The 22,933-nt window shown below is 45.4% G+C and carries 15 protein-coding genes; 7 read left to right on the forward strand and 8 right to left on the reverse strand.

Features of this window, described 5'->3' with window-relative positions; translation table 11 throughout:
* Positions 1 to 7 precede the first annotated feature (7 nt).
* The 6 genes from FHW89_RS15375 to FHW89_RS15400 form a co-directional block, all read right to left on the reverse strand.
* The gene (locus FHW89_RS15375; RefSeq protein ID WP_172335945.1) at positions 8 to 1,720 is read right to left on the reverse strand and encodes a LamG-like jellyroll fold domain-containing protein; all 1,713 of its coding nucleotides are present in this window, start codon (positions 1,718 to 1,720) and stop codon (positions 8 to 10) included.
* Positions 1,721 to 1,902: 182 nt separating this feature from the next.
* The gene (locus FHW89_RS15380; RefSeq protein WP_172335946.1) at positions 1,903 to 3,675 is read right to left on the reverse strand and encodes a RagB/SusD family nutrient uptake outer membrane protein; all 1,773 of its coding nucleotides are present in this window, start codon (positions 3,673 to 3,675) and stop codon (positions 1,903 to 1,905) included.
* Between the two features lie 20 nt (positions 3,676 to 3,695).
* Complete coding sequence (locus tag FHW89_RS15385; protein ID WP_172335947.1) at positions 3,696 to 7,160, reverse strand: TonB-dependent receptor; 3,465 nt, start codon at positions 7,158 to 7,160, stop codon at positions 3,696 to 3,698.
* A gap of 273 nt (positions 7,161 to 7,433) precedes the next feature.
* A complete protein-coding gene (locus FHW89_RS15390; protein ID WP_172335948.1) occupies positions 7,434 to 8,570 on the reverse strand; it encodes a FecR family protein in 1,137 nt (378 codons plus the stop codon).
* 195 nt (positions 8,571 to 8,765) lie between these two features.
* Positions 8,766 to 9,338, reverse strand: a complete 573-nt coding sequence (locus tag FHW89_RS15395) for an RNA polymerase sigma factor (protein WP_172335949.1) — start codon at positions 9,336 to 9,338, stop codon at positions 8,766 to 8,768.
* A gap of 66 nt (positions 9,339 to 9,404) precedes the next feature.
* Positions 9,405 to 9,914 carry a hypothetical protein gene (locus FHW89_RS15400; protein WP_172335950.1) on the reverse strand — a complete coding sequence of 170 codons (510 nt, stop codon included), beginning with the start codon at positions 9,912 to 9,914 and terminating at the stop codon, positions 9,405 to 9,407.
* A gap of 292 nt (positions 9,915 to 10,206) precedes the next feature.
* Between FHW89_RS15400 and FHW89_RS15405 the strand changes: the two genes are divergently transcribed.
* Positions 10,207 to 10,356 (forward strand): hypothetical protein, encoded by a 150-nt coding sequence (locus FHW89_RS15405; protein WP_172335951.1) that lies wholly within the window; start codon positions 10,207 to 10,209, stop codon positions 10,354 to 10,356.
* A 64-nt stretch (positions 10,357 to 10,420) separates the two neighbouring features.
* Here the strand turns inward: FHW89_RS15405 and FHW89_RS15410 are convergent, their stop codons facing one another.
* Positions 10,421 to 11,623, reverse strand: coding sequence for a DUF2252 domain-containing protein (locus FHW89_RS15410; protein WP_172335952.1), 1,203 nt, complete (start codon positions 11,621 to 11,623; stop codon positions 10,421 to 10,423).
* Positions 11,624 to 11,676: 53 nt separating this feature from the next.
* Positions 11,677 to 12,339: an MgtC/SapB family protein gene (locus tag FHW89_RS15415; protein WP_172335953.1), complete on the reverse strand. Its 663-nt coding sequence runs from the start codon at positions 12,337 to 12,339 to the stop codon at positions 11,677 to 11,679.
* 629 nt (positions 12,340 to 12,968) lie between these two features.
* Between FHW89_RS15415 and FHW89_RS15420 the strand changes: the two genes are divergently transcribed.
* The 6 genes from FHW89_RS15420 (at position 12,969) to msrA (ending at position 22,930) form a co-directional block, all read left to right on the forward strand.
* Entirely contained in the window at positions 12,969 to 16,952 is a 3,984-nt protein-coding gene (locus FHW89_RS15420) for a Pls/PosA family non-ribosomal peptide synthetase (protein WP_253952244.1), read from the forward strand.
* Between the two features lie 538 nt (positions 16,953 to 17,490).
* Positions 17,491 to 19,035 (forward strand): arylsulfatase, encoded by a 1,545-nt coding sequence (locus tag FHW89_RS15425; protein WP_172335954.1) that lies wholly within the window; start codon positions 17,491 to 17,493, stop codon positions 19,033 to 19,035.
* 104 nt (positions 19,036 to 19,139) lie between these two features.
* A complete protein-coding gene (locus tag FHW89_RS15430) occupies positions 19,140 to 20,072 on the forward strand; it encodes an AraC family transcriptional regulator (protein ID WP_172335955.1) in 933 nt (310 codons plus the stop codon).
* Between the two features lie 97 nt (positions 20,073 to 20,169).
* Positions 20,170 to 20,952: an SDR family oxidoreductase gene (locus FHW89_RS15435; protein ID WP_172335956.1), complete on the forward strand. Its 783-nt coding sequence runs from the start codon at positions 20,170 to 20,172 to the stop codon at positions 20,950 to 20,952.
* A 37-nt stretch (positions 20,953 to 20,989) separates the two neighbouring features.
* Complete coding sequence (locus FHW89_RS15440) at positions 20,990 to 21,754, forward strand: SDR family NAD(P)-dependent oxidoreductase (RefSeq protein WP_172335957.1); 765 nt, start codon at positions 20,990 to 20,992, stop codon at positions 21,752 to 21,754.
* A gap of 540 nt (positions 21,755 to 22,294) precedes the next feature.
* Entirely contained in the window at positions 22,295 to 22,930 is a 636-nt protein-coding gene (msrA, locus tag FHW89_RS15445; RefSeq protein ID WP_253952245.1) for a peptide-methionine (S)-S-oxide reductase MsrA, read from the forward strand.
* Positions 22,931 to 22,933 lie beyond the last annotated feature (3 nt).

Raw genomic sequence — 22,933 nt, forward strand, 5'->3', positions numbered from 1 at the left:
ATTATGATCACGGACATCCACTGGCAGTGCTGGCCTGAGCGCTTGCCGTGTAAACACCATTGGTAATAGTCCCCGCATAAGTGGTGCCCAGCGAAGCAACGGCAGCTGTGTTACTGGCTGCGTTGTCCAGTTGCCAGTATAGTTTTAGGTTGGAGGTATTAGGATGACAGGTTCCCAAAGCTTTATTCATCCAGGCCGATATGGTTGATTGGCTGAGCGCGGCGTTCCAAACCCGTATTTCATCTATCTTTCCGCTCAGGTAAGTATTGGTAGAAGCCGTAGTCTCAGACCCGGCCAGGAAAGCCGCCGCATTGGTGCTGCTGGTTGATGAGGGTATGGTGCCCGAAAAGGTAAGCGTTTGTAAGGTGCCGTTGATATATAACTTAAGCTTTGATGCGTTAGTGCTCTGCGTGCCATCAAACACCACCGCCACGTGGTACCATTGCCCGGCCGCAACCGCGTTAGCTGCGGTATAGCCATAGCTGTTGCTGCCGTTACCTAAAATTACATAAAGCGACTTGTCGCCGCCGCCGGTTTGTATGGCGATGCGATCGGTGCTGGTATTGCTTTTGGCTAAAATGTTGTTCCAGGAACCCACCGCGTTAAAGTATACCCATGATTCCAGAGTAAAGGCCGCAGCGCTTTTGAGCTGGGTAACGTCTCCGCCCGAGATCTTGCCAGACGACAGAGAAACCGCGTTGGTAGTAGATGTTGTTTGCGGCGGGTTCATCATCTGAATGGCGTGGCGGGTGTAAATGTTATGAACGCCATTGGCTATCTGGTAGTACTCATTGTCGATACCATAGGAGCCTACGCCCCCTTTGGTGCCTTGGGTAGGCTGCCAGCTGGCGTACTGATATATCTGTACCGGGTTGTAATTATAGCTGGGGTTTTGTCCATCGCCAGAGCCATCTTCAAAATCCACCATTACCACAAACTGGTTGGGGTTGATATAGGACGCAAAGGTGTTAAAGGTAGAGCTGAGCGTGCTGGTTTGCCGCCAGTAAGCCTGCAGAAACACATAATTGATCTTGGTGTATACTTGTGTGAAAAGGTTGTTGCTGCCAGTTTGGTTGGTATCAAAAATGAGTAATTTACCCGTTGTTGATTTTGGTCCGAAATATTGGCTCAGGGCATTCATCAAACCTACATCGGCGGTAAGGATAGCGCCGGAGGGATTGCTCTCCACATCCAGGTCTATCCCGTCATAACCCATAGCATTATAGCTGTTGTAAGTAGCCAGTGCCCAGGCTGCATAGCCTGTACTGTTATTTGCATAGTGATTGGTATACGAAGTATCGGAAGTGGTATTGGGTAGGCTCGTGGTATTCACCACCTTGGTGCCTTTGGCATGTAATGCCGGTATATACGTGTTTTTTAAAGCGGGCCAGTAGGGCGATGTGCCGGGCGTATAATCGGTAAAGTTGCAAATGATATCTACGCTATCCGGCATATCGGTCATGGCAGGGCCGTTTACATCTCCGGATACTATTTTATCGCCCCAGGTGCGGTAATAGCCTACCATAAGCTGGTGAGCGCTGTTTTTATAGGCGATCAGTTCTGTATTAGTAGCGGTGGTGTTTAAATGGCTTGCCGCCGAATTAACTGCCGGTTGTTTTGTGCCATTGCTGATATCCTTTTTACAGGAGGTAACAAATGCCATAACGCAGGAGCACAGCAAGAGCAGGCATGCCTTAACTACAAAGATGTTTTTTTTCATAATAGGTTTTTTTAAGGTTTATATATGAGGGCAAAATTTGTTAGCGATAGACGGTGTGGCAAATAGCATTTTGTGAGTTATCAATGTTAAAAAGAACCCTCCCGAAGAAGGGTTCTTATAACCAACTAATCAACTAATCAACTATACACCGGTACTCACTCCGGCGATAGCAGGATCTTTACCTACCAGCCCGGGTTTTGTTTGATGGCTGGGTTTACTACTGTTTCCTGTACCGGAATTGGTAAAAGGTAGTCGCGGTTTATATTGAATTGGTACCCGCTGGCCATGCTGCTTACATTACCGTATGGGGCAATGTACCCGTCGGCATTAACAAACAGGTTGCTGCCTATTTTAATGGCTGGTATAACGGTTAAAAACTGATTGGCTTTAGCGCCCAGGGGCGATTTACCTACAATAACGGTTGACGCGGCTGCCCATCTTAATACATCATTCAGCCTATAACCTTCGCAGGCTAATTCTATCCGGCGCTCGCGGCGTACCTCGTTAATAACCGGTGAAAGTGAAGGGAAAAGCCAGTTAGGGTCTGTGGTTATGGATGCGATATTTAAATGCGGCATTTTTACGCGGTCGCGGAGTTTGTTGATGGTGATATCAACATCGCCCTGTGTTAGTGTGCCCAGTTCTGCACGAGCTTCGGCATAAATCAGCAGTATCTCTGCATAGCGCATGTAGATCACCCCATCGGTACCGCCGGGGCCATTATGGCTATCCTGGAAATAATCGGTATTGAGTCCCTTTCTGATCTGAAAACCGGTTGTGCAGGGGGTGCCGGAAACAAGCCCGGGATAAGTGAATAATTTAATTGGCGAACCTCCCGGTATGTTGGATATTACCGTATCGCCATATAAAAACACGCTTTGCCTTAACCTCGGATCACGGTTTTTTAATTGGTGGGCAAGCGAATCGTTACCTTTATACAGCGGACTCAGGCTAATCGGTTTGCCATCGGTACACAGGTAATCATCAATCAGGCTTTTTGACAAGCCATCGGAATTGGTACCGCCCGATCCAAACTGGTAATAGTTTTGCCAGTAAGTAGTAATACCGGCTTGCTGGTTGTAGGCTCCCCAAAACATGATCTCCTTACTGCTGGTATAATCAGTTTGGTTAAACAAATTGAAGTAGCCATTGGATACACCCACATTATCTAACTGATAAACACCCGAAGAGATCACCGCGTTGGCCGCATCGGCAGCCATTTGTAAATAATTGACCCCGTTTTGGCCGCTAACACCAAAGGCATCGCCGGCATGATATTTTTCCCAGGTGCCCTCGAATAAGCATACCCTGGCTTTAAAACCCTGGGCATATTCCTTGTATAAACGTTGGGATTGCGCTTTACTTTTTGTTGGCAGATTGGTGATGGCCCGATTAAGGTCATTCAAAATAGAATCAACCACTACGTTGCGCGGCAATCTTGGCGCTTTTAAAGCGTCTATCTCATCTACGTTTAAAGCTTTGGTAATAAATGGCACACCGCCCACATTCTGAACGGCCTGAAAATATAACATCGCCCTGAAAAAATAAGCCTCGCCAACAAATGGGGCGATATCACCTGCCGCGCCGCTAACCTTGGAGTAATTAGCCAGGAAATAATTAACATCACGGATATTAGCCCAATCGGCATAGCTCGAATTGTTGATGGTTAACTGCCCGCTCAGCCGGCTATCCAGCGATTGCGGGGTCATGTTATCGCTGTTGTCATCCACACTGTATATGCCCAAACTTCCGTAACCACGGTAATGCGGAAAGATATTATCCTTTGCATATAAATTGTTCATGTAGCTCTGCAAATCGCTTGGGGTGTGCCAGTAGGATGATTCGGTAAGACTGGTAGGTGGAGCCTGATTTAGCAGGCCGTCCTTTTTACAGGATGATATAGCCAGCAGGCCCAGTATGGTAGTGTATATGTATAGGAGTTGTTTCGGTTTCATGTTTTTAAATATTTGTGTTGTTATTTAATATTCATTTGTAAACCAAAGGAATAGGTGCGCTGTAGTGGGTATATCTTCTCGTCGCTTTGCAACAGTTCCGGATCTACATACTGGTGTTTAAATACCCCGGTAATGGTGGCCACGTTATCCACGCTTCCATATAAGCGTACGCCATAAATGTGGAATTTTTGAGTAAATCTGTCGGGAATGGTATAGCCTAACTGCACATTTTTTAAGCGCATATAGGCCGCGTTTAACAGGTAGCCCGATTGAGTGATCTGGTTTTTACCCGGGCCGTTGTTGATATCCAGCCTTGGGAAATAGCCACCGGTATTGGTTGGTGTCCAGCGGTCGGCCATTTTAGGTGTTACGGTGCTTTGATATTGTGAGGTTACGCCCCAGAAATAGTTATTGCCGGGTGCATAATCCGTATGGCCCTGGCCTTGTATAAATATAGCAACGTCAATACCTTTCCAGCCTACATTGGCATTAAAGCCATATAAGTATTTAGGGGTGGTATTGCCGATAATGGCCCGGTCGCCAGGGTCGCCAACGGTGTTTTTGCCGTAGGTGATCTTTCCATCCCCGTTCAGATCGGCATATTGGATATCGCCGGGTTTATAACCGCTTCCGTTAATGGCGGTTTGATCTGGTGAGTTGTTAACCTGGGCCTGTGTTTGAAATTTACCAACCGTTTTAAATCCCCATATAGCGCCCATTGGCTCCCCAACATAAGGCTGGTTGATGAGGTTGGCCGAATTGCCATCGTACTTGGTTATTTTGCCAGAGTAATGGCCCATGTTTGCCCTAACCATCACCCTAACCTGGTTAAATTGGTGTTTCCATGACAGTGTTGCATCCCATCCTTTTGTAGTTGATGCCGCGGCATTTACTGTTGGGGCTGCGATGCCCAATGTAGCAGGAGGAGTGGTAGACGGCGCAAACTGATCTTTTACCTTCCTGTTATACCAATCGGCGGTGAGGCTAAAATCGGTCAGGAAATCCACATCTATACCAATGTCCAGCATAGATGGTTTTGCCCAGGTAATGGTTGGGCTGGGTAGGTTGCCGGGGTTAGACACGGAAGGCAGGCGGCCGCCGTTTGATGGTGTAAATATCCATTGACTATTATTGGCCTGGCTAACCCGTAAATTACTCAGGTATGGATAAAAAGTATTCTGCGTTAAAAGCGATGTAATATCACCTAAACCACCATAAGATGCCCGGAATTTAAGGTTACTGATATGATTGCGTAAGGGCTCAAAGAAACTTTCTTTAGAAACATTCCACCCTGCGGATACCGAGGTAAACCAATGGTAGCGTGTATTCTGTGGAAATAAGGAAGTACCCATATAACTGGCATTACCCTCTAAAAGATATTTTTCCTTGTAATTATAATTGAACCTTCCGATGCTGCTGTGAGTGGCCCAGCTGTATGGCGGAACACCATTAATACCGTTAGCGCCATCTGTTACAATAGGAGTTGTACCACTGGTAAGTGCCAGGGATGGCAGACTGGTACTGTACAGGTATTGGTTATAGCCGTATAAGTTAGAGTAGGTTTTTTGTTCGGTTTGCTGACCAACCAATACTTTAAAATAGTGACCGCCTATTTGCTTTTCGTAACTGGTAAAATAGTTGTAATTATAATAGCTGGTTAGCCCGTAATTTTGAGCTACCGACGATATGGTATTACTTAATGTTTGCGGATTACCTGGTGTTGAATAATAGTAAGGTAAAACGGTACTTGTTTGATTATAGCTTTGATAGTTATAAGTATACTGACCGGTAATATTCCAGCCAGGTAAAGGCTTGATGATAATATCGCCACCTATCCGGCTGTTATTGGTGCGACTTTTATTGCTGCCGCCTTGTTGTATCTGGGGTACATAAGAAGTGGGGTCATATCCGCCATTGGGATCAACCAAAGCCAGGTTTGGCCAAAGGCGTGCTATCTGGTGAAAAAAATTCCCCCCGGTATTACTACCACCGTTGTATGGCGATAAGTTATTCTCCTGCGAAAAGGCTGTCTTTACACTAAAGGTGATATACTTATTGATATCGGCAGTAAGGTTGGCCCTTAGGTTATTGCGTTTGTAACTATCATTAAAATAGTTAAACAATCCGTTTTGGTTTGTGGCCCCAAAGCCTACAAAATAGGTTATTTTGTCGCTGCCACCATCTACACTAAAATTATGCTGCTGGCTTGCCGATGTTTTTTTCAGGTAAATTTTAAACCAGTCGTTATTGGCATTTCCAAACACCGGATCATAGCTGGCCCATTGGTTGGAGCCGGCGACCGGTATGGTATTCGGTATTGAACCGGGGTTTTGTACGTAGGTGGTTATCCGGCTGATAGCATCATCGGTAAAAAGCGGGGGTTGTCCGGCATTGGCAAAAGCCTCATTCATGGTGTTGGCAAAAATCAATGAATTGGACATTTGCGGCACATTTAGCGGCTTTGCATAAGAGAAATTGTTGGAATAGCTAAAACGGGCAGGCTGGTTCTTTTTACCTTGTTTGGTAGTGATCAATAATACACCGTTAGGTGCTCTGGATCCATACACAGCTGCTGATGCCGCGTCTTTCAGCAAACTCACATTTTCAATATCGTTAACATTGATGCTGTTAATATCGGTTTCAACTCCGTCAACTAATATTAAAGGGCCTCCCGTATCGGTTTGGTAATTGCCATTGCCATCAATATGGAACCCGGTAAAACCGCGCACGTTGATTGTTTTGGCCGAACCCGGAGCTCCGCCACCATAATTGGTGGTTACATTTAAACCCGCCATTACACCTTGTAGGGCACTGCCTACATTAGGTACGGGCCTGTTTTGCAGATCTTTGCCGCTTACCTGGTCAACTGCGCCGGTAAGGTCTACTTTTTTCTGGGTGCCAAAAGCTACAACAACAACCTCACTAAGATCGCTCTTGCGCAGGGTTAGCTGAACATTGATCTCGGCGCGACCGTTAATTTCCACTTCGCTTGTCTGGTAACCAATAAAGCTAAAAGTGAGTGTACCATGTGCATCGGGTACCGAGAGCGCGTAATTACCTTTGCTATCGGTAGCCATAGATATAGATGAGCCTTTTAACTTAACCGTTACACCGGGCAATGGCAGACCATTTTCATCGCTTACCTGGCCCTTAACCGTTACGTTTACCGCTTGTATTACCGGTGCCTGTGCGGTGCTTTTTTGAACCACTATGGTTTTATCAACAATAGTATAAGCTATTGGCTGGCCCTTAAAGCACTCGGTAAGTGCCTGTTGCAAAGTGGCATGATCCAGTGAAATATCAATATTGTGCGTTCCGCGCAGTACTTCGTCTTCGTACCAAATAATGTATTTGGTTTGCTTCTGTATGGCAGTAAAAACCTTTTTTATAGAGATGTTTTTTTCTGAAAGCGTTACTTGCTGCGCATATCCTGTAGCCGATGCCTGTAAGCAGGCCAATGTCATCAAAAAAACTACAAATTTCATAACCATGAAAATTTTAGTGAGCGGCCTCTGCTTAAAAAACAAAGGCTTAAAAAGAGTATAAAAATTCATACTTTAGGAGTTAGGTTAACTGAATAGATTATCTGAAACTGGATTTTTTATCCCGATACAATCGGGAAGGGGTTAACCAAATATTGCCCGGCGGTGTTGGTAGCACTGCCGGATTTTTTTTGGTTACCCCATGGTGGGTTAAGTATCTTTTATGCCATAGTTGCTATTGTTTAGGGGTGATCAATCAATTGAGTTTAATAAGGTTTAGGGGGTTACGATGAGCTTTTTACCAACCATCTTAAAATGTATCTTATTTAATTCCAGTATTTTTAATAAAACAGACAGGTTTGATTCGCGGGAGATACCGCCGGTGAATAAGCGGGTGGGCATATCGCCCTGATACTCCACATCGATGTCATACCAGCGTGACACCTGCCGCATAATGGTTTTGATGTCTTCGTTTACAAAAAAGGTTTGCCCGTTTTTCCAGGCCATAACGGCGTTGATATCCGCGTCATCCGTAATGGATAATTTGCCATCGGTGGTAAGCTGTGCCTGCTGCCCGGGTTTTAACATGCTGGTCATTTTATTTCTCACAATCCTTACCGATCCTTCAAGCAACGTAGTTTTAATGACGGCTTCGTCGTTATAAGCCATAATGTTAAAGTGGGTGCCTAAAACCTGTACTTCTTCCTGGCCGTTCACATTAATTTTAAAGGGCATCGCTTTATTTTTAGCCACCTCAAAATAGGCTTCACCAGTAATGCTTACCCTGCGTTCGGCGCCCGTGAAAGTGATGGGATAGGTAATGGATGACGAAGCGTTGAGCCATACTTTGGTACCATCGGCAAGTTGCAGATCATACTTACCGCCCCGGGGCGTTGTCATGGTATTAAATATAGGAGCATCGGTATCATTAGCTGTAGTGTTATAACCGATATGCCCGTTGGCCGATTTCACAATTTTGGTATTACCCTGGTGAGCCAGCAAGCCGTTCCGGGCCGAATCTAAAACAATGCGCGAACCATCGCCAAGGGTTAGTATAGCCTTATTACCACCCGGTTGTACATCAATTGGCTTGGGTTTATTTAAAGCAGTTAAGCCTGTTGGTTTTGGATTGTTGTTTTTAATGAAATATATCCCGGGTAAAATAAACAGGAGTATAGCCGCTGCCAGCTTTACCCAGTGTAATACCCGGCCATTAAACTTTTTTGCCGGTAACGATTGTTGATCAAAAATGCGATCAAGGATCAATTGTTGGCGATGATCGGGTAAGGCACGGTGTTCTGTCTCCTGGATAAGGGCATCTCCAATTATTTCTTTTACCTGTTGTGCATTGAGCGGATCATTGATATAATCAAAAAGCTCATGGGTTTCTGCCCCAGACGCTTCTTTGTTCATATACCGGTTAAATAATTGAGCGAGTTGTTGGTTATTCATGTTATGTAAAGGGCGCATTTACGGGAAGGCAGATCGCGTATTTAGCCCTTTATATACACTGACACACGGCAGGGCCGGTAGGGTGAGTTGAAATAGTGATTTTATTGACTTTTATTTTAAGTATCTGAAGATCAATGAAATAAAATATTGACGAGGCTATTTGAAAAGCAAATAGAACAGGATGAGGGTATTGATCTGGACAAAATAGGTCCGGATGAATTTGAGGGCCAGTTTCATGTGGGTATGCACTGTTGATGACGAGATATTTAACCGCCCGGCTACTTCACTGTATTTTAATCCTTCCTGCTGGCACAGCGTATAAACCAGTTTTTGTTGTGGTGTAAGGCAGCTGATAGCCCGGTTAAGCGAATGTTCCAGATCTCGGTATATAACCGTGTCTTCGGTGCTGTTTACCTCCTCCGTCATTTGTTTGCTCAGTTCAAAGGAGATAAGGTTTTCATGAGCGATGCGCCTTAATACATTATAGGCGTAATTGCGGGTCATGCGGTTAATATAAGCGCCAAAATTTTCAATCTCGGGCAGGTTTTGGCGATTGATCCAGATCTTCAGAAAGATCTCCTGCAAAATTTCTTCGGCCAGCTCATCAGACCGGGTAAGCTTTAAAGCAAAGGGATACACTGTTTTTGAATAATGCTTAAAAAGTATAGTAAACGACGTTTGATCACCAGTGGCTACCTGGCGCAAAAGCATTCGTTCTGTATCTATCAATCTATTTTGCAATGCGTTATAAAAAACAGGGTTATTAATTTTGGATTTAGATTTTACTCAATAAATTTATAGGGGTTCGCGAGTAACGTATAAAACAAATGTTTGATAAGGGTTTGTGGTGAAGTATTGAGGAGGAATAACAAAACTCAGGTAGCCATTAATAGTTGATCCACCAATAGGACCTGGATTTGATATTCCATTATTAACTGTCATATCCCCTGAAGACTGAAAATTAATTTGAATACCTCCTGCTACCCCGTTATTGTTTGCTTCAATACTTGTCTGGAAGTAATCAGTAGTATGAGGAGATAAAACCAAAGATCCACCAGCACCCATTGGTGGTGTAAGTGGTGGATTGATGTAAGCAGGACCTGTTACGATTACCGGTACATCCATCATATTGACAATCTGTATAGAAGTAGCTATACTATGTGTTCCATCCCATATTTTTTTATTGAGATGATAATGAAGATCCCGAACCGGATCCCAGTAATAATTAACTAAATGAAAATCGCTGCTTTTACCGACAAATGAAGTTGACAGTAAACAAATTGAAAGAAAAATAAACTTTTTCATATTAAAGTATTTTTAGAGTTCACCCCAAAATTTTGCTTACTAAAGCAAAGGGATACACTGTTTTTGAATAATGCTCAAAAAGTATAGTGAACGACGTTTGATCACCAGTGGCTACCTGGCGCAAAAGCATTCGTTCTGTATCTATCAATCTATTTTGCAGTGCGTTATAAAAAACAGGGTTATCAGTCTGGTTTACTTTCGTGGAGTGAATGTATTTTAAAAAGATATAATTTGCCTGTTCTATCACCACGCAAACGTTTGTTTGGAGTTATTGCCTTTAAGGAAAATATAAATGAAACAGGCTGGTAAAGCGCAGCAAAACAGGCTATTTTACGGGGAGTTTTTTTATAACGAAATAATTGCGGAGATAGCAGTTGGCTATATCAATAATTGTTTACGCAAGCGTTTGCGTAAACAATTAAAAATAAAGGGTTTAAGATAGGATGTGTTTAAAGTGCTGGTTTTGTTGAGCAGATAAATGTTAAATTATAGCTATTGAAGTTTAATTATTTGGTTTTGATAGACTTGTAACCGGCCATATACTGTTTGTAATCTTTTTTAACCTGGCCGGCATAGCTTTTTGCATAACTGATGAGTGTTTTTTGCCAGGCGGTTTCGTGGGCGAAGGCGGTGAGCTCATCATTAATGGCCGAGCCCTGTATGCCGCAGCTTCGCAATTGTGCCGAGGCGGTTAATGTAGCCATATCCAGCAGTACACATTGCATATCCTTCAGGTTACCGGCTAAAACGTCCAGGTTGATCTTATCGGCAAAGGGCTGCATTTCCTGTAATACATAAGTGTCGCCTTTAAATACCGTGGTGCTTAGTAATGCCGGCGATATATTTTGCATGCGGTATTTGGTAGTGATGATCCGCTCGGCGTCCGAAGTCCATTGTGGTTGCGGGATTGGGTTATAAGGCGCGAGGGACGATCGTGCACCTTTTTTAAGATCCATTAATAAAAAGTCGGCTTTATTTTTGGTGTTCTGCAATAAGAACATATAACGTTTTAACCCAATGCTCCCGGTACCTGCTACTCTGAAGGCGGCATCTTTAACCTCATAATTATTGGGCCAGGCCGTGCTTTTTTCCAGCAAGCTGTCCAGGTGTTGCATCAGGTCGGTCTTCAGGGGTTTTTGGATCGCAAAATGGGTTTGATCATTGATGCTGATGCGCAATTGTTTATGTACCGGGGCGGCAATTTTTTTGATAAAATCTTTTTCTTTCCGCTTTTTAACTTTGATTAAAAAATCACTCACAATGCCGCCTGCTGTTCTGGGGTCGATATAATAGGCCTTGCCCGATTGCAGCACTTCGCTATACTTCTTCAAAAAAAGCTTAACCATGGTGTCGGCCTCGGCTTTGGTGAGGTTCAGCGTATCAAAAGCTACGTAAATGCTGGTGAGTACCCGGGCCAATTCCCAGTTTAAAGGAGCCAGCATCGATTCGTCAAAATCATTCAGGTCAAAATAAACCAGGCGGTTGTTGCCTTTAAAACTGCCAAAGTTTTCCAGGTGAAGGTCGCCGCAGATCCATACCGGCGGCGAAACCGGGAAATCTTTAACCCGGGCCAGGTCTTCATAAAACAAATGGCAGGTGCCCCTAAAAAAGCGAAAAGGGCTCTCGGTCATCGCCCTATATTTGAGTTGAACCTTATCGGGCAGCAGCGGTGCATTAAATTTTTTAATTCTTTCAATAATAGTATCCATGATGTACTGAATTTAAAATGTAGGAATATAATGCAGGGCAGGTGAAAAGGCTTTTACCACTCAAAGGATTGGACAATATCTTGATCGAGTAGCCAGTCATTAAACAATTCCAGTTGTTTGCCCTTGCCGGATACCAGTACTTCCAGGATCACCTGTTCGCCGGAGCGTAATAGTTTGGAATTGGTAACCTGCAGCTTTAAAGTTTCTATTTGCTGTTGAATGGCTCCCGAAGGATATTTGTCCTTGAAAGTGATCTTATAATCGCGGTGCTGAAAGCGGAAATCTATCTGGAACTGGATAAAATCAAGGGCGTAAAGTATAAATAAGGAGAGCACCAGCGAAAGGCCCGTCAGCATATATTCGCCAATGCCGATGAGCATACCTATGGCAGCGGCAATCCAGATGGAAGCGGCGGTGGTGATGCCCGAAACGGTCACATTATTGCGGAATATAACACCGGCGCCTAAAAAGCCCACACCGGTAATAATGTTGGCGGCTATACGATCGCGGTTGGCGTCGACACCTAAAAGGTACGAGCAAATGGTGAATACCGTTGAGCCAAAACAGATCAGCGCCAGCGTACGGAACCCTGCTGATTTACCCCTGATCTCCCGCTCAAATCCCAGGATACTGCCGCATACAACCGATAAAATTACTTTTAATACCTCGTCGCCATTAATAGCATGGGTGGTATTGAGAACTGAACTGAGAAGCATTTAGATTAAACTTTAATATTTTTCGAAATAGCAGGTTTCGTAAATATAAATAAAATAATGTGGTGAATGATGGCCGACACCGTACAGCGATTTGAATTGTACGGTATCCAACCCGTTTATACGCTGGAAGATACAGTGAACCCGATCGGGGTTAAAGCTTTGTAGAATAAAAGTAGTTTAAAGACCAGTGCCGGAGGTACTGCACTCTGGTTGCATACCTACGGCATGTCAGATTCTTAGCGTTTGTTTGCTACAAAGCTTTTACTCCTGCGGAGTAGCCTTCGTCCGGCCTGTAGTCCACGAGATACGCTGCGCTAATCTCGCGGGAGTATAAGCATGACAAATATATTCATCCGCCCTCTTTGCGCCGAAGGCGGAGAGAGGGTCGCCCAGCCCAGCGCAGGCGGGGTGAGTCGACACCGCGACAGCACACAAAAAAAATAACCGCTTTAAACGTTTATACCTAAACAAAGTCATATATCCGTCTGTTGAAACCGGGATGAAATATTAATAATATATTGCTGTTAAATCATCTGTTATTAAATTCTTCAACCCGACATTTTTAATACATTTGGTTGGCAACGGTTTGCATTACCAATTTGCAGACAAAAACTACCAGAGGCCTAACCATGATGATGATAGCCAAGAGCTTACTAAAAGGTACAGAACGACCTGACTTTATTAAACACGAAACCCTTGCCGACATTTTCAGAGCGTCGGCATCGCAATATGCCCATAATACAGCCCTCATTTTTGGCGACAGGCAACTGAATTATGCCCAGCTCGATTCCTGGAGTAATTACATCGCGGGATTTATTGCTTCAAAAGGTATTGGCAAGGGCCATTCCATAGGGGTATGGCAATCCCGAGGGCTCGATCTGCAAGCCGTTATCCTCGGTATTGTAAAATCGGGTGCCGCCTACGTTCCGCTGGATAGGGAAATGCCCGAAGAGCGATTGCAGATCGTACTACAGGAAATTGGCGCTGCCGCCTGTTTCAGCGATGCCCATCCTGCCCTGGACTGCCCGGTTTTTGCCGTTCCGGAATATCGGGAGCAATATGAGGATTATGTTTTACCGGTAGGACCCGATGCGGATGATCGCGCCTATGTGTTATACACCTCGGGTAGTACGGGTAAACCGAAAGGGATCCCCATTCAGCATAAACATATCTGCCATCTTATCCGGTCGGAGCAAAGTGTGCTCGGCATCACGCAACAGGATAAAGTATACCAGGGCTTTTCGGTATCATTTGATATGTGGTGCGAAGAAACCTGGATAAGTCTTTTTGTCGGTGCATCTTTATGGATAGCCGATGCCACCACGGCAAAATCTATCGATGAGTTAAGCGATATATTAAAGCAGCAACAAATTACTATACTGCACGCCGTACCCAGCCTGTTGGCGGTTATGGATGATGATATCCCCACGCTGCGCCTCATTAACGCCGGCGGCGAAGCCTGTACCCCAGCCGTGTTAAACCGCTGGAGCAAACCTGGCAAAAACATATTTTACAATAGCTACGGCCCTACCGAAACAACGGTAACCACCACTATGGTGCCGCTGAAACCCGGCGATGCTATTACCATTGGCGGACCGCTGCCCAACTACGACCTGGCCGTAGTTGACGATAAATTTAACCTGCTGCCTACCGGACAGCAAGGCGAACTCATTATTTCGGGCCCGGGCGTGAGCGAGGGTTATGTGAACCGGCCTGAATTGACCCGCGAAAAATTCCTGGATAAACCTGCAACTTTGATGGAACTGGCAGGCGACCGTATTTACCTGAGCGGCGATGCCGTGGTGATGCAGCCTGATGGCCGGATCGACTTTCATGGCCGACTGGACGATCAGGTGAAACTTCGTGGTTACCGGATAGAGCTGGGCGAAATTGAATCGAGATTGAACCAGCTCGAAGAGGTAGCCACAGCCGCTGTGGCTTTGAAAAAAGACTCCACAGGGCAGGATCAACTGGTAGGTTATGTGACGTTAAAACCGGGTCATACATTTGATCAGCAGCATAGCCGTAGCCGCCTTTCAGAGGTATTACCTCCCTACATGGTACCGTTAGTAGTTATACAGATAGACAAATTCCCCCGGCTGCCGAGCGGCAAGATCGATCGCAAATCGCTCCCTGTACCTGAGGCTTTACAAAATGTACCGCAACAGGAGGAAATTCATATCAGCCCTGATGATCCGCTGGCGGTAAAAGTAATGGCCGGGCTCAACCACCTGTTCCCCGGCAGGGATATCACCCCCGAATCGGATTTCTTTACAGATCTGGGCGGGCATTCTTTATTAGCGGCCACATTTTCATCATGGCTGCGCAAAGAGGCTGGTGTACAGCATGCGTCATTAAAAGATATTTATACCAATCGTCCGGTAAAAAACCTCATCACTACCTGGGAGCTTGCAGAAAAGAAAGCCCGGGAAAAGAAAACGGTCGACAAAGAGATCTTTCATAAAATTCCTCCTTTGCGCTATTTCTTGTGTGGTTTGGCGCAGGCCATCTCCCTGTTGTTTATATACGGCCTGTTTGCCGTGCAGATATTTGTGCCTTACCTGGGCTACTATTATGTGGTGAGTAAAACAGAATCAGGTCAGGACAATTCGGGCATTGGCCTCGCAATTGCACTGTTGTTATATTGTCTGATCCCTCCATTTTTATCTTTACTGGGCATTGCCGCCAAATGGATATTGCTGGGCAAGGTTAAAGAAGGTGAACATCCTTTATGGGGTTCTTATTATTTCCGTTACTGGCTCGTAAACCGCTTAACACAATTGGCCCCCGCACAGTTCATGAATGGTACGCCGCTTTATCCTTTATATTTACGTATGCTGGGTACCCGCGTGGCTAAAGACGCGCAAATAAGCGCGATTACTATTGGCGCCAACGACCTGCTGGAAATTGGCAGCGATGTGAGCCTGAGCTCGGGCGTGGTGCTGGATAACGTATCGGTGGAAAACGGGTTGATCAAATTCAGTAAGATCAGTATCGGAGCTCATGCTTACATTGGCAGCGGCGCGGTGCTGTCGGGCGGCACTGTTGTAGAAGACTGGGGCGAACTGCAGGACCTGAGCCATTTGCAAAGCGGCCAAACCATCAAGGCTTACGAGGTATGGAAGGGTAGTCCGGCAGAAAAGGTGCATCAAATGCAGCCCGAAGAGTTGCCGCAACCGCTTAAGTCTCCTTTTTTGAAGATCAAAACTTACGGCTTTCTGTATACGCTGCTGCTTATTATTTTTCCGGCCGTTGTATTAGTGCCTTTGCTCCCCGTGATCAGGTTGTTGAATTACCTGGATTTGCAAACCGGCGATTATGACTTTAGTTATTTTATCCACGTACCGGCGCTTACGCTGCTATATATTGTATTGTACGCGTTGGAAACCGTGCTGTTATCGCGCCTGTTGTTGTGGAAGATCAAACCCGGCACCTACCCTGTTTTCAGCAGTACGTATGTACGTAAATGGCTTTCTGATCAATTGATATCTGTCGCGCTTATCGTGCTTCACCCCATCTACGCTACCGTTTTTGTTTCCTTTTTCTTCAGGATGCTGGGATCGAAAATTGGTAAAAATACCGAGATCTCCACCGCCAGCAACGTTACCCATACCATGCTCGAGATAGGTAACGGATCATTCATTGCCGATGCCGTTACCCTGGGCGAAGAGGATATCCGTGCACAGCGGCTCATCTTAAAAAAGACCACCATTGGCAACAGCAGTTTTGTAGGCAACAGCGCATTGATTCCCCAGGGATATGAACTGGGCGACAATATGTTGATAGGTGTATTATCGGTACCGCCAACTATTGAGCAACAGCAGGAAAATCCGCTGGGCGATTGGTTTGGCTCGCCGGCTTTAGGTTTGCCCCGCCGCCAGGACAGCGGTACGTATCCGGCATCATTGACCACCACCCCTTCATGGTCGCGCAAGCTGGCCCGCGGGATGATCGAGACTATCCGTATCCTGCTGCCCGAAACCGTGATCATTTGCTGCAGCGTGCTCTTCATCGCTTATTGCCATGATCTCATCAAGGAACGTACTGTTTTGCAGATCTTTGAACAAATACCCAAGGTGCCGTTCTATTACCTTTTCTATATGGGGCTCCCGGCCTTCCTCATCTCCCTGGCTTTAAAATGGGTAGTGATAGGCAGGTTTAAAAAAGAACAAAACCCCATGTGGACGCACCGCGTTTGGCGAAGCGAAGCCATCACCACTACTTACGAAGCCCTGGCTGTTCCCTTTATGCTGGAATTTTTAAAAGGCACGCCCTTTTTACCCTGGGCGCTGCGTCTGTTTGGTGTGAAAATAGGTAAACGGGTATGGCTCAACACCACCGATATTACCGAGTACGATATGGTTTCCATAGGCGATGACGCGGCGCTGAATGAAGACTGCGGTCCGCAAACCCATTTATTTGAAGACCGGGTGATGAAAGTAGGAACCGTAAAAATAGGCGCCCGCTGCAGTATAGGCGCCCGCAGCATTATTTTGTATGATAGCGAAATAGGCAACGATGTAAAACTGGAACCCCTGTCCCTGGTAATGAAAGGCGAAAGCCTGGCGTCCGAAACCGAATGGACAGGCAGCCCGATTAAGGCGCTGGGGTAAGTCTGGAGTCCGAAGTCATGAGTGGAAATTTCGGAAAGCATTTTCTGTATAGAGATGCATATTTGCGTCTCTGCAAAAGGGCGACTCAACACTTAAAACTAAGAACTTAAATCCGTATATTTGTATACATACAACGGCCCGGTTCTCCTGAAAAAGGAGATCCGGGCCGTTTGTTTAAGAGATAAAAGGGGCCAAAAAAACTAATTTTAGCATTTAGTTATTTGATGATCAATTATTTAAAACTTTTTAAGCCTTTAAAAACCCACCAAAAATTTGTTAAAAAGTGTTAAAATGGCGTTAAAATTTAGTTAAAACCGTCAAAACACGAACGTTTTACCCCCGTTTTTGACCAAAAAAGTGTTAAAATTTGATGTTTAAAAAGTTTTTACTCTCCAGATCGGGCCAGATAGCCCGCCCGAACCCCGTGCAAACGTTTGTGCTATTTTAAGCTTTAGGCGGCCCGGCTTTTATAAGTATCTTGTTGGACTAAAAGCACTGTATCGACAGTCATTTATATACCTTATTGAATTACGCTGGTATGAAGAACAAAATCTTACTGAAAACTATAAACGTCCTTTTTCTGCTAATCGGCGGGTTTTCCGCAAGCCATGCACAGCAAAGGCCCAATGTAATATACATCTACGCCGATGATCTGGGTTACGGCGACCTGAGCTGCTATGGCGCTACCAAACTGCATACGCCCAACCTGGATAAGCTGGCCAAAAGTGGTATCCGCTTTACCAATGCCCATGCTACTTCAGCCACCTGTACACCATCGCGGTTCGCACTGATGACCGGCAAATACCCCTGGCGCAAAACCGGTACGGGCATATTGCCGGGTAATGCGGCGCTCATTATTCCAACCGATAAAACTACCCTGCCCCAGGTATTTAAACGGGCGGGCTACGCTACGGCTATTGTAGGCAAATGGCACTTGGGGCTGGGCGACAGTGTCAACAAAAACTGGAACGGCGAAATAAAACCCGGTCCCAATGAAGTTGGCTTTGATTACTCGTTCATTTTTCCGGCAACGGCCGATAGGGTGCCCACCGTTTTTCTGGAAAATCACCGGGTAGTGGCGAGTGATGGCAATGACCCCATAGCGGTTGATTACAGCAAGAAAATAGGCAATGATCCTACTGGTAAAGAACATCCGGAGCTGTTAAAACTCAAATCATCACCTGGGCAGGGACATGATAATACCATTGTGAACGGTATCGGTCGCATTGGCTATATGAGTGGTGGGTACCGGGCCCGCTGGGTGGATGAGGAGGTATCAGCTACCTTTTTATTCAAAGTGGAGCAGTTTGTAACCGATCATCGCCAAAAACCTTTCTTTTTGTATTATGCTTTAACCGAGCCCCATGTGCCACGCATGCCGGCCACCCGCTTTAAAGGCACCAGCGGCCTGGGTTATCGGGGAGATGATATCCTTCAGCTCGACTGGACTATTGGCCAACTGATGAAAACCCTGGAGTTGAATGGCATGACCAAAAATACGCTCATCATCTTCACGAGCGATAACGGTCCCGTGCTTGATGATGGGTACCAGGATGGTGCCGTTACCCAACTGAGTGGGCATACGCCCTGGGGGCCAATGCGGGGCGGCAAATACAGCGCCCTGGAAGCAGGTACCCGTGTACCTTTTATAGTGAACTGGCCTGCGCAGGTAAAGCCCGGGGTTTCGGATGCCTTGTTTAGCCAGATGGATATTTTAGCATCGGTAGCACACCTGCTGAATCAGAAAGTCCCTAACGGGGATGCGCCCGATAGTGAAGATCATCTGGAAGCGCTTTTAGGGAAGAGTAAACAAGGAAGATCAACACTAATAGAGCAAGGCAGCGCAGATCCCACAGCCATCATCAGAGGCGACTGGAAATATATAAAACCGCATCCCGGTGTGGCGCTTATGAAAGATGTAGGCATAGAATCGGGTAATTCACCAGCGCCGCAACTGTATAATCTTAAAGATGATATCGGCGAAAAAAAGAACCTGGCGGATGCGTATCCGGATAAGGTAAAAGAGCTTGACCAGCTTTTAAAAAATGAAATAAGTAAAAATACATCGGCGATTAGACATTGAGTCCAGAGTCCTAAGCCTTAAGTCAAAAAAAGCGACTTAAGACTTAGAACTCAAGACTTATGACTTAACAATAGTATATTTGAATTTTATAAATTCTGTGTGCTATGGATGTTACTACGCTGGATGATTTTTACGAACACGCGGCCTCTGTAAGTGGCGAAAGTGTGAACTCGCTATTGCCCGAAGGCATCAACAAAGAGATTGGTCACTTCAATGTTTTTGATGTAGCTGAACTATTTACACGGATCAAAAAGGCACCCGGGTTGATGCCTTACAACCGCCGGGCCTACTATAAAATAAGCCTGATAAGCGGGCATAGCATGGCCGAATATGCCGACAAGACTATTGAGATAGAAAAGAATGCCCTGCTTTTCGCTACCCCAAAAATACCCTATAACTGGGTGCCCCAGACCGATCAGCAATTAGGATTCTTTTGCATTTTTACAGCCGATTTTCTGTTGCCCAGCAAGAGCGGTGTAGTATTGGATGACCTGCCTATATTTAAACCGGGTGGCTACCCCGTGTTTCAGTTGAGTGATGAGGAGGCCGCCGATATTCGTCACATTTTCAAAAAGATGAGTGGGGAGATAGGCTCTGATTATGCCTACAAGTACGACCTGTTGCGAAACTATGTACTGGAGTTGATTCATTACGGGCAAAAGCTGCAACCACTCACCACGCTGTATGCCGGGCATAACGCATCTGCCAGGGTATCGTCCCTGTTTATTGAGCTTTTGGAACGCCAGTTTCCTATCGATTCGCCGCACCAGAAAATAGGTTTGCGTACCGCCAAAGATTATGCCGACAGGCTATCTGTCCATATCAATCACCTCAACAAAGTGCTTAAAGAAAATACCGGTAAAACCACTACCGAGCATATCAGCAACCGAATTATACAGGAAGCCAAGATCCTGCTTAAACAAACCGCCTGGAATATTTCGGAGATTGCCTATAGTCTGGGTTTTGAGGAAGTGGCGCATTTTTCTACCTTTTTTAAAAAACAAACTAATATTGCGCCATTGAAGTTTCGGGCATAAGTAATATTTGAATTTTGCAAAAAACGGATTGATATTCACAAACGGTCAGGGCGGTATTTAACGGAACTTTGTTTTATCAAATTTTAAGATAAAACAAATGAAACTCCAGCATAATACTATACTCATTACCGGCGGCACCAGCGGCTTTGGTTACGAATTTGCCTCGCGCCTGCTGGCCCTAGGCAATACCGTGATCATTACCGGTCGTAACCAGGATCGTCTGGATGAGGCCCGGGCCAAACTACCCGGTATACACACTTTTCAAAGTGATGTAAGTGACCCGGAACAAATAGCCCTTTTATTTGAACGGGTAACTACCCAATTTCCCGGTCTGAACATGCTGATCAATAATGCCGGCGAAATGCGGATGATCAGTTTTCATGATAGTTCTATCGATCTGCATGATATCACACGTGAGGTAGAGATTAATCTCATGGGACCTATCCGCATGGTGCAACAGTTTTTGCCGCATCTCAAAAAGCAAAAAGCTGCGGCTATTTTAAATGTCACCTCCGGCATAGCATTGATGCCTTTTCCATTGTCGCCAATTTACGGGGCTACCAAATCGGGTTTGCGATCGTATACCAAATCATTGCGTGTGCAACTTAAAAACACAGGTATTAAGGTGTTTGAGCTGATAGCGCCTGCTTCCAAAACCCCTTTGAATGACAAGTTTCCTGCGGTAGACGGTTTTGACGATAAAATGCTGATGGAACCCGTAAAATTGATAGACGTGGCCATCAAAGGCCTGATGAAAGACCAGTTGGAGATATATCCCGGCTTGGCCCGTGTAATTAGGATAATGAGCCGCCTGGCTCCCGGTTTTTTATTAAGCCAAACCAGCAAGGTAGGCGCTCAATGGATTGCATCTAAAAATTAAAAACACTTTTTACAAATTATAATACAACACAAACACAATGTCAACAAATCATAAAATTGCCCTGGTAACCGGCGGCAGCCGCGGGTTGGGGAAAAACATGGCGCTTAAATTGGCTCAAAAAGGCCTCGACGTTATTATAACATACAACAGCCGCAAAGAAGATGCCCTGGCCGTAGTGGCCGAGCTTGAGCAAGCCGGAAGCAAGGCCACAGCCCTGCAACTCAATGTAGGCGATGTAAAAAGCTTCCCTGCTTTTTTTGAAGACCTAACCGGTGTGCTGAAAAATACGTTTAATACCAATCATTTCGACTTTTTGATCAATAACGGCGGCATCGGTGGTCACGCGCCTTTTGGCCAGGTGACTGAAGAAATGTTTGACGAACTGTTGAACATCCATTTTAAAGGCGTTTACTTTTTAACACAGGGATCGCTCAACCTGCTGAATGATGGCGGTGGTATCGTCAATATATCATCAGGTTTAGCCCGTTTTAGCATGCCTGGGCCATCGGCTTATGCTTCCATGAAAGGCGCGGTTGAAGTATTTACCCGGTACCTGGCAGTTGAGTTAGGGCCACGCGGTATCAGGGCAAACGTTGTTGCTCCCGGCGCTATTGCCACTGATTTTTCGGGAGGCGTGGTTCGGGACAATGCAGATGTAAATAAGATGGTAAGCAGCGCTACCGCGTTAGGCAGAGTAGGTGTGGCCGAAGATATTGGAGGTGTGGTAGCCTTTTTATGTACCGAGGATGCCCGCTGGATAAACGCCCAACGCATCGAAGCATCGGGTGGTATGCACATCTAATCCATCCATGAATTAGACAGATGATAAGGATCGAACGCGTGGTATCGACTCACCCCGACATCGCTGCGCTCGTCACCCCTCTCTCCGCTTCGCGCATAGAGGGGGTTTTCATTTTTTTTCGCAGTCACTTGGCTGGAGCCGAGCGACTGCAAATGTTTTTATTTTTCCTTGACCCTCTTTTCGCCGCAGGCGAAGAGAGGGTGGTCCAGCGAAGCGTAGACCGGGTGAGTCGATCATGCATCATGCGGTGTTTAATCAAAGGCCATTACTTTTTCAACAGCAAAACCCACTTTATTTATAAAGCGGGTTTTGCTGTGTCAATATATTTCATAAAACCTCGTAATCTTGCTGTAAGGTTTACCCACTTTAGCCGACTAAGCGTTAAAACAATGATCAGACTTAAAGAGTATTACTAAAGCAGATTGTCAGCCAATCATCACATTCAGCAAAATAGAATACATTTCATTAACCATGGGCAAACTTATTACGTTAGTTGTAATAGAATCCTAAGAAAGTATAAAACGTATAAATAAAATATCAATGAAAAAGAATATCGTGCTTTTAATGCTATTCATGGCCAATTGCGCTGTTGCCCTCGCCGCAACGGGTAATAAACCGGTTACCGGTAATTTACACGGCCCAAAATTGGATACGGCCACTTTCGCTACTGGCTGTTTCTGGTGCACCGAAGCCAAGTTTCAACAGTTAAAGGGTGTAAAAAAAGTAATCTCGGGCTTTAGTGGCGGGCATGTGGCCAACCCGAGCTACGAGCAGGTTTGTACCGGTACAACCGGGCATGCCGAAGCTTGCAATATTATCTATGACCCGGCGCAGATCTCCTTTGACGAGTTGCTGGAAGCCTTTTTTGTTGCCCATGACCCTACCCAACTTAACCGCCAGGGTAATGATGTGGGTACGCAATACCGCTCGGCTATATTTTATCACAATGCAGCTCAAAAGCAAAAAGCCGATTATTACATCGGCAAGCTCAATACCGAGAAAGCTTATAAAAGCAATATCGTAACCCAGGTAGTGCCTTATAAAGTATTTTACAAGGCCGAAGATTATCACCAGAACTATTTTAACCAAAATGGTAGTCAGCCTTATTGCAAATACGTGATACAGCCCGAGCTGGAAAAATTCAAAAAGGTATTCAAAAACAAATTGAAATCATAAACT

Source organism: Mucilaginibacter sp. SG564 (genome assembly GCF_013149275.1).
Lineage (GTDB): Bacteria > Bacteroidota > Bacteroidia > Sphingobacteriales > Sphingobacteriaceae > Mucilaginibacter.